The following is an 8,827-nucleotide window of genomic DNA, read 5'->3' as shown; positions in this document are numbered from 1 at the left end:
GTTAGTCGGCCGTGGGACGGCCGGACTCCTCGCGCTCCTCGCGCGCCAGGCGGCTGCGGAGCGCCTCGAGGCCCTCCTCGAGGCCCACCGGATAGGTCTGCGGGTTCAGGAAGCGCGCGACCGCGGGGTCGAGGCGCATGAGGGCGTCCTTGCAGCGCTCGCGGGCGACCTCGATCCCCTCGGGCTCGCAGGCGCGCCGCCCGTGCTCGACGAGCTTGACGAGCAGCTCCTGCGGCTCGCCCTCGAGCGCGTAGGAGGTGTACGGGTCGAGGATGTCGTACATCTTGCGAGCCACGCCGGGACGGGCGACCTCGTCGACGACGAGCATGTCGGCGGTGGGTCGGCCGGCGGGGTCGTAGTAGCGCAGGACGCGCTGGACGCCCGGGACCGTGCGCTTGTAGGACTGCTCGGAGAGCTTGATGACCGGCGTCCAGGGCTCGGACTCGTCGGAGCGCACGGCCGAGAGCTTGTACACGCCGCCGAGCGAGGGCTGGGGGTCGCACGTGGCGAGCTTGGTGCCCACGCCGAAGGAGTCGATCGGCGCGCCCTGGGCGAAGAGCGACTGGATGGTGTACTCGTCGAGGTCGTTGGAGACCGAGATCTTGACGTAGGGCAGCCCCGCCTCGTCAAAGGCGGCGCGGGCCTCCTTGGAGAGGCGCGCGAGGTCGCCCGAGTCAAGCCGCACGGCGGAGAGCCGCTCGCCGGCCTCCTCCATCTCCTTGGCCACGGTGATGGCGTTGCGGATGCCCTGGTGGACGTCGTAGGTGTCGAGGAGCAGCACGCAGTTCTTGGGGCTCGACTTCGCGAAGGCGCGGAAGGCCTCGAGCTCGCTCGGGAAGGCCATGACCCAGGAGTGGGCGTGCGTGCCAAAGACGGGGATGCCGTAAATCTTGCCCGCGAGCACGTTGGAGGTCGAGGACGCGCCGGCGATGTAGGAGGCGCGCGCGACGGCCAGGCCGCCGTCGGGGCCCTGGGCGCGGCGCAGGCCGAAGTCGGAGACCGGGTGACCCTCGGCAGCGCGGACGACGCGCGCGGTCTTGGTGGCCACGAGCGTCTGGAAGTTCACGAGGTTGAGCAGGGCCGTCTCGATGAGCTGGCAGTCGATGACCGGGCCCTCCACGCGCACCATGGGCTCGCGCCCGAAGACGATCTGCCCCTCGGGCACCGCGTGGATCGTGAGGTCGAGCCGGTGGTTTCGCAGATACTCGAGGAAGTCGGGCTTGAACATGGGGCCGCCGCCGGGGGCCGGCAGCGAGGCGAGAAACTCGATGGCGTCGTCCTCGAAGACGAAGTTCTCCACGAGCTCGGCGAGCTGGCCCGTGCCGCAGCACACCGCGTAGCCGCCGTCGAAGGGGTTGTCGCGGAAGAAGGCGTTGAAGCACGCCTGCCCGTTCGCGAGGCCCGACTCCCAGAACCCCTGGGCCATCGTGAGCTCGTAGAGGTCGGTGTTGAGCGAGACGTCCGTGGGCTTGGTGCGGTCAGTGAGCGACATGGCTTCTCCTATCCGAGGACCGTGAGGGCGAGCCACACGAGGGCGACGCCCACGACGGCGAGGATCACGATCTTCTGGCCGGACGACATCTTGAGGTCGTCCTCGTCGGGCTCCATGAGGGCGCGACCGCGCTCGCGCGCCTCGGCGTCGCGGGCCTCGCGGGCGCGCTCCGCCTCGGTCTGGGCGCGCTGGGCGCGCAGGCGCTCGAGCTCGGCGCGCTCCGCGGCGTCTCGCTGGGCCTGCTCGCGCGCGGCCTTCTCCGCGCGCAGCTGCTCGAGCTCGGCGCGCTCCTCGTCGGTGAGACCGTTGTTGTCCGCCATGGTAGCCCCCTGTCTGCAGGATGTGTTCAGTTTATACCCCTTGCGCGGGCGCGGGTGCCCCAAGCTCGGGACCGCGCACCCCGGTGGCGTCGAACGCCGGGACGAAGCTCTCGGAGACCGTGCCGCCCTCCTGCCACCAGATTCGCTCGAAGCCGAGGTCGTCGGCGTGGCAGAGCGAAAGCTCGTACTCCTCCTCGGTCACGCCCCGGGAGAGCTCTCCCCCGGCCCGTCGGCACGCCTCGTTGGGCGTGTACTGGTTCATCAGCGAGAGGTCCGCCTCGTTGCCGGCGAGCTCCCAGACGCGGTCGAGGACCGCGCACGTGTCGTCGACGTGGCCCGGCAGCACGAGGTGTCGCACGATGACGCCCCTGAGCATCCGCCCGTCGGCGCCGAGCGCGCGTCCGCCGGCGGCGCGCACGCCCTCGAGCATCGCCTCGAGCGCCTCCGAGGCGACCTCGGGATAGTCCGGGGCCGCGGAGAGCTCCCCGGCGAGCGCCGCGTCCGCGTACTTGAAGTCGGCGAGCCACACGTCGACCGTCCCCGAGAGCGCGCGCACCACCTCGGCGAGCTCGTAGCCGGAGGTGTTGCACACTATGGGAATCTCGAGCCCCGCCTCGCGGGCGAGAAGGACCGCGTCGCGCACCTGCGGCGCGAAGTGAAGCGCGGTCACGAGGTTGACGTTGAGCGCGCCCGCCGCCTGGAGCTCGAGCATCATCTCGGCGAGGCGAGCCGTGGTGACCGTAAGGCCGAAGCCCCCGCCCGAGATCTCGTGGTTCTGGCAGAAGACGCAGCGAAGCGGGCAGCCCGAGAAGAAGATCGCGCCCGAGCCGGCGTCCCCGGATATGGGCGGCTCCTCCCAGAAGTGCAGGGCGCTGCGCGCGACGCGCAGCTCGGAGGTCATGCCGCAGCGTCCGGGACGGCCCTGGGAGCGGCGGGCGCCGCAGCGGCGCGGGCAGAGCGCGCAGGCGTCATAGGCCCCCGGCGCCAGAAGGTCGGGCTCAGCCATCGTCACGCTCGCCCTTCTCGGCCGCGCCCTTCTCGCCCGAGACCCGCTCGGCCAGAGAGCGGTGACGGTGCAGCTGCTCCGCCTCCTCGTCGAAGGCCGCGTCGCCGGGCGCCACGAGCTCGTCGGAGCCCGTCTTGGGGTTGTAGTGGTGCAGCAGCACCGGCTCGAAGAGGTGGAGGTGGCGCGCGAAGGCCATGGAACAGAGCAGCAACAGGCAGAAGATGACGATGCGCGGCACAGTCTCAACCTGAGTCATCACGAGCGAGCCAACGCAGAGCAGCCCGGTCCAGGAGTACATGACCAGGACCGCCTGGCGCTGGTCGTACCCCTCGTCGATGAGGCGGTGGTGGATGTGGCCGCGGTCGGCGTGGCTGATGCTCACGTGCCCACGCAGGCGGCGCACGATCGCGGAGAAGGTGTCGATGATGGGGACGGCGGCGATCACGAGCGGGACGATGATCGTGGTGAGGCCCGCGAAGCGCGTGACCGAGAGCAGCGAGACCGCGCCGAGGGCAAAGCCCAGCGTGAGCGCCCCGGAGTCGCCCATGAAGACGGAGGCGGGGTGGAAGTTGTAGCGCAGGAAGCCGAGGGAGGAGCCCGCGACCGCCACCGAGAGCGCGGCCGCGTCGAGCCGTCCCGCCCAGACGGACAGGACGAACATCGTGAAGCTCGCGATGGCGGAGATGCCCGCGGCGAGGCCGTCGAGGCCGTCGATGAGGTTGATGATGTTGGTGTAGGCCACGAGGTAGAGCACCGTGGCGGGATAGGCCACCCAGCCGAGCTGGATGAAGCCGCCCGGCTCGAAGGGGTTGGAGATGTCCCCGATCACCAGCCCGCCCGCGACGGCGATCGTGGCGGCGAGGACCTGCCCGAGGAGCTTCTGTCGGGGCCTGAGGGAGAAGCGGTCGTCCAAAAGGCCCGTGGCAAAGATGACGACGAAAGCGGCCACGAGCATGGCGTAGTTGACGTCGAGCTTGGGCGAGGGGACGAGCACGACGGGCCAGCCCAGGCTCATGGTGCCAACGTACTGCACCGCGAAGGCGGCGACGATGCCCAGGAAGATGGCTATTCCGCCCATGCGCGGGATGGGAGACTTGTTGATCCTGCGAGCGTTGGGGTAGTCGACCGCGCCGCACCAGACGGCGACTTTGCGCGCGAGCGGCGTGGTGAGGATCGTCGTCAGGAGCGCGGCGAGAAAGAGGCACAGGTACGGAATCAGGTCTGGTACCACGTCTCCCCTCTCGTCGTTCCGTAGCTTGCTGCCCTGCCATGATAGCCGAAGCGCCGCGCCAGACAAACGGAGCGAGAAAAACGCACGTACATCTCTACTCTTGCCGAGAAGGACCACCAAGTCAAGACTGGTATCGCCCTGCGGGCCCCGTATAGTAGGAGGTGTCGTCCCCCTGCGGTCAAACTGGGTGAACCGACAAGCGTTACGAGGGAGTCCGATATCTCGTGTTCAGTACGGGTATCCTCCGTTGATGAGGAAGCCGGAACGCGCGATGGGGACGCCCACCTTCTGAGAGGTGGGTTCATTATTCGCCGCAGGGGGCGTCTTGCTGTCGCGCGGCCCCTCTCGCCATGGCGGGGACCCAAAATCCCCGCTTGACACCCGAGGGCGAAACCGCCACAATAACCAACGCGCGATGCGCCTGGGGACGTAGCTCAGCTGGGAGAGCGCTGCCTTCGCAAGGCAGAGGCCGGGGGTTCGAATCCCCTCGTCTCCACCATGAGATGCCAAGGGCCCGGATGACTCCATCCGGGCCCTTCCTTTTTGCGCTAGGCCCCGTAGGACCCGCGAAGCGAGTACCACCCGCCGGACTCCCCCACCACGAGTGGGACGTCAAAGAGCTCGCTCATGACCTCGCCGCGCAAAAGCTCCGCCTTGGGGCCGTCGGCGAAGACCTCGGCGTCCTTGATGAGAAGGACGCGGTCGATGGCGGGGATGATGTCCTCCGGATAGTGCGTCACGAGCACGACCGAGCGCCCCTCCGCGGCGAGCGTGCCCATCGTCTCGCGGACGTGGTACATCCCCTCGGGGTCAAGGCCCGTGCAGGGCTCGTCGAAGATGAGGACCTGCGGGTCGCGCACGAGCTCGCGCGCCACGAGCACGCGGCGCACCTGGCCGGTCGAGAGCGTCATCACGTCGCGCGCGGCGAGCTCGGCGATGCCCAGGCGCTCGAGCGCGCTTCTCGCGAGCGCGCGATCCCTCTCGCCCACGTTTCCGCGCAGCGGCAGACCGAGCGTGCCGAAGAGCCCTCCCGTGACGATGTCGATGACCGGCAGGTGCACGCGCACCTGGTCGTGCATCGTGGAGCTCACGATGCCCAGCGTCCGCTTGATGTCCTCCAGGCGCGGGCGCTCCTGACCTCGAAAGCGCACGGGGGGCTCTTCGCGCCAGACCGGGAACACCTCGCGGGTGAGCAGCTGGATGAAGGTCGACTTGCCCGCGCCGTTGGGGCCCAGAAGCGCCACGTGCTCGCCCTCGCCGAGCGTGAAGTCGCCCACGTGCAGGATGGTCTTGCCGCCGCGAACCACGCTCGCGTCGTGGATCTGGAAGAGCGGGGTCGCGGACGTCCGTGCGGCCGTCCCGTCCTTCTCGATGGTTTCCATTTGATGCCCCTTCGCCTCGAGTCGGGACGTCCGCGTCCCGGCAGGACTACTATAGACAAACGAAAATCCGCGGAGACGGCCCCGTAACGAGCCGTCTACTTTTGTTGGGGGGAGTCGTCATGGCCGAGATGCTCACGCTCGAGGCGTTCGAGGAGGCCTCGGAGAAGGTCAAGGAGGTCACGCAGGAGACCAAGCTCGTGGAGAGCCCGTCGTTCTCAGCGCAGTGCGGCAACCGCGTCTGGCTCAAGCCCGAGAACATGCAGCGCACCGGCGCCTACAAGGTGCGCGGCGCCTACTACAAGATCTCGACCCTCTCGCCCGAGGAGCTCTCGCGCGGCCTCATCACCGCGAGCGCGGGAAACCACGCCCAGGGCGTCGCCTACGCCGCGTCGCGAGCGGGCGCCCGCTCCGTCGTGGTGATGCCCACGACCACCCCGCTGATCAAGGTCGAGCGCACCAAGGGCTACGGCGCCGAGGTCGTCCTGCACGGCGACGTCTACGACGAGGCCTGCGACTACGCCCTCGAGCTCGCCGAGCGCGAGGGGCTCACCTTCATCCACCCGTTCAACGACCCCACCGTCGCCACGGGCCAGGGTACCATCGCCATGGAGGTCGTCCAGGAGCTGCCGCTCGTCGACACCATCCTCGTGCCCGTGGGCGGGGGCGGCCTGGCCTGCGGCGTGGCGACCTTCGCCAAGCTCCACAACCCCAAGATCCGCGTCATCGGCGTGGAGCCCGAGGGGGCGCCCTCGCTCACCGCGGCGCTCGAGGCGGGGCACCCCGTCCGCCTGCCCTCCGCCAACACCATCGCCGACGGCACCGCCGTGCTCGAGGTGGGAGACCAGGTCCTCCCCTACCTGCGCGACAACCTCGACGACGTCATGACCGTGCCCGACGACGAGCTCGTCGTGGCCTTCCTCGACATGGTCGAGAACCACAAGATGATCGTCGAGAACTCGGGCCTTCTCACCGTCGCCGCCCTGAAGCACCTGCCCGCCGAGAACCGCCGCGTGGTCTCGATCCTCTCGGGCGGCAACATGGACGTCATCACGATGAGCTCCGTCGTCCAGCACGGCCTGATCATGCGCGACCGCATCTTCACCGTGAGCGTGCTTCTGCCCGACCGCCCCGGCATGCTCGTGCGCGTGGCGCAGGCCGTCGCCGAGCAGAACGGCAACGTCATCAAGCTCGAGCACAACCAGTTCGTCTCGACCAACCGCAACGCCGCCGTGGAGCTGCGCGTCACGATCGAGGCGTACGGGACCGACCACAAGCGGCAGATTGTCGCGGCGCTCGAGGCCGCGGGCTTCTCGCCCTCCCTCGTCCAGACCTCGCTCTAGGCCGCGGGCTCCGGCAGCCCCGGCGTCCGGGTGACTTGCCCCTCGCTCACCGTGTACGTGACGCCCTCGGGGTCCTCCGGCGATATGACCTGCACGTTGAGCACCACCGAGGACTGCATGGAGACGAGCACCACCGTGTCGTCGCCGCGCTCGGCGGCGAGCTCGCGCGCGCCCTCGAGGGTCTGGAACTCGTAGACGCCCCGCCCGAAGAGCAGGTTGACGTAGCCCCTGACGCCGCGGTCGCAGGCGTAGAGGGCGTCGGGGTAGCGCTCGGTCACCTCGCGCGCGATCGCCGCGTCGTCGGAGCGGTGGGGGTTGTCCTTCACGTAGTGCTCGTCCGCGGCGTAGGAGGCGAAGTTCAGGGCCGAGGCGGCCACCGCGAGCGCCACGAAGGACGCGGCGCCCACGGTGCCGAGGCGCCGGTCGCGGGGCGCCTCGATCGCGTTTCTCGCGAGCTCGCACGCAAGCAGCACGAGCGGCACCGCCGCCTTCATCATGTCATAGCTGTACCGGCAGGCGTGCTGCTTCATGATGACGTTCTCCAGCACGGGGAAGGCCGAGACAAACAGCAGCGTCCCCATGCCCGGCGCGAGCGAGAGCCTCCCCCGCCGGGCCACGAGCGCGAGTGCGAGCAGGACCGCGAGCGCCGCGAGCAGCCAGCGAAGCGCCACGGGGTAGCCGGCGAGCAGGTCGAGGAAGGTGACGTCGGTGGAGGCTGCGTTGCGGGCGGTGAAGCTGAACAGCAGCGAACCCGCGAAGTCCGCCGCGCTCACGCGCATGAGGTAGTGCGCGCAGAACAGGGCAAACGACGCGAGCGTCAGCGCGCCGACCGCGCAGGCCCTGCCCAGGGCGCGCGCCCAGCCGTCGCGCCTTCCCCTCGCGAGCTCGGCGAGGGCAAAGCCCACGTTGGCGACGTATCCCGTCCACTCGACGTAGGGGTTGAGAAGCGCGAGGGCGTAGAAGGCGACGCGCCAGGCGCGCGAGCCGCGCACGGCGTAGTGGTAGTAGGCGGCCACCTGGAGAAGCAGCGTCACCTGCATGAGCGACTGATGCCAGTAGACCAGGCCCATGCCGTGGAGAATCTCCGGCACAAAGACGTAGAGCACCGCCCCGCCCAGGGCGAGCGCCTCTCGATGCGGACTGCGGTCGAAGGCCACCAGAATCAGGTGCACGAGCACCGCCGCGGAGGCCGCGAGCAGCGCGGTTCCAAACAAATAGAGGCTCGACTCGGCCACGGGCAGGCCGAGGGCCTTGATGAAGGCCCAGGCGGCCACAAACCCCGCGGGCGAGAAGGACGTGTAATAGTAGTTGCCCGCGTCGTCGGGGATGGTGTGGCCCCAGGGGATGTGCTTGTCGGCCGGCTCGCCGAGGGAGACGAGCGGGAGGAACAGGTGCTCGGACGCCGGCGTCTCGTCATAGGCCTGGACCGTGAGCAGGGTGTGCCACGTGGCGTCCTCGTTTTGGTACGCGATGTCGCCGGTCCGGAAGCGAAGCGCCGCGCTCGCGACGACCAGCGCGACGACCGCCACGTAGACCAGCGCCCTCAGCAGGGGGCGGTCAGACGGCTCGCGTGCCCCTTCCGTCACGTCGCCTTTGGCAAAGTGTGCGCCACCCACGCGGACCCCTCCCCGGACTCGTTCTCGCGGATCACACGCAAGACTTTAGCAGGAATCTCGCCCCGGGGCCCGCGCGCCCCCGAGGAGGGCTCCCAAGGGGGATGTGTCAGTCCCTCGCCGCAGCGGGCCGCTCGCGGGCGAAACGCTGCCGTTCGCAGGCGGTCACGGCCTCGAAACACGACCCGCGTAGAGTACGACCCACTGAGCAAATGCGATGACAGGGCCAGTACGGGCCGCATCCGTCCCACAGCGAGCGGGCAGCGTGAGAACCCGCGCCGGACGGCCCCGAAGACTCCCTCGAGCAGCTCGCGAGAACCTCCGCGCCGGACGGCGGGCCACCCCCGCCAACGCGCCGAGAAGTACCGCGCGCCGGCGGCCACCGTGACGGCTTCGAGGCTGCGCCTCGCATTTCTCACACACGACGAGGAAAGCGAGGTCAG

The 8,827-nt window shown here is 69.4% G+C and carries 7 protein-coding genes and 1 tRNA gene; 2 read left to right on the top strand and 6 right to left on the bottom strand.

Going from position 1 to position 8,827, the window contains the following annotated elements; translation table 11 throughout:
• Position 1: 1 nt before the first annotated feature.
• Genes NW198_RS09490 through NW198_RS09475 form a run of 4 tightly spaced genes read right to left on the bottom strand, consistent with a single transcriptional unit; the run spans position 2 to position 4,049 of the window.
• Positions 2–1,492, bottom strand: a complete 1,491-nt coding sequence (locus tag NW198_RS09490; protein ID WP_087316420.1) for a nicotinate phosphoribosyltransferase — start codon at positions 1,490–1,492, stop codon at positions 2–4.
• An 8-nt stretch (positions 1,493–1,500) separates the two neighbouring features.
• Positions 1,501–1,812: a hypothetical protein gene (locus NW198_RS09485; RefSeq protein ID WP_087316422.1), complete on the bottom strand. Its 312-nt coding sequence runs from the start codon at positions 1,810–1,812 to the stop codon at positions 1,501–1,503.
• Positions 1,813–1,843: 31 nt separating this feature from the next.
• Positions 1,844–2,818: a radical SAM protein gene (locus NW198_RS09480; protein ID WP_087316424.1), complete on the bottom strand. Its 975-nt coding sequence runs from the start codon at positions 2,816–2,818 to the stop codon at positions 1,844–1,846.
• Positions 2,811–4,049 (bottom strand): MraY family glycosyltransferase, encoded by a 1,239-nt coding sequence (locus NW198_RS09475; protein ID WP_087316426.1) that lies wholly within the window; start codon positions 4,047–4,049, stop codon positions 2,811–2,813. The genes NW198_RS09480 and NW198_RS09475 overlap by 8 nt, the downstream gene beginning before the upstream one ends.
• Before the next feature lie 423 nt (positions 4,050–4,472).
• On the opposite strand from NW198_RS09475, the gene NW198_RS09470 reads away from it, so the two are divergent.
• Positions 4,473–4,548: transfer RNA gene (locus NW198_RS09470), tRNA-Ala, on the top strand.
• A 49-nt stretch (positions 4,549–4,597) separates the two neighbouring features.
• On the opposite strand, the gene NW198_RS09465 is transcribed toward NW198_RS09470, so the two are convergent.
• A complete protein-coding gene (locus tag NW198_RS09465) occupies positions 4,598–5,431 on the bottom strand; it encodes an ABC transporter ATP-binding protein (protein ID WP_087316428.1) in 834 nt (277 codons plus the stop codon).
• A gap of 119 nt (positions 5,432–5,550) precedes the next feature.
• On the opposite strand from NW198_RS09465, the gene ilvA reads away from it, so the two are divergent.
• A complete protein-coding gene (gene ilvA, locus NW198_RS09460; RefSeq protein WP_087316430.1) occupies positions 5,551–6,771 on the top strand; it encodes a threonine ammonia-lyase in 1,221 nt (406 codons plus the stop codon).
• Here the strand turns inward: ilvA and NW198_RS09455 are convergent.
• Complete coding sequence (locus NW198_RS09455; protein WP_258340919.1) at positions 6,768–8,387, bottom strand: hypothetical protein; 1,620 nt, start codon at positions 8,385–8,387, stop codon at positions 6,768–6,770. The genes ilvA and NW198_RS09455 overlap by 4 nt on opposite strands.
• Positions 8,388–8,827 lie beyond the last annotated feature (440 nt).

The sequence above is a fragment of the Thermophilibacter sp. ET337 genome (assembly GCF_024733715.1).
GTDB lineage: Bacteria > Actinomycetota > Coriobacteriia > Coriobacteriales > Atopobiaceae > Thermophilibacter.
Note: the sequence above shows the minus strand (reverse complement) of the source record. Positions and strands in the feature narration are given on the sequence as shown.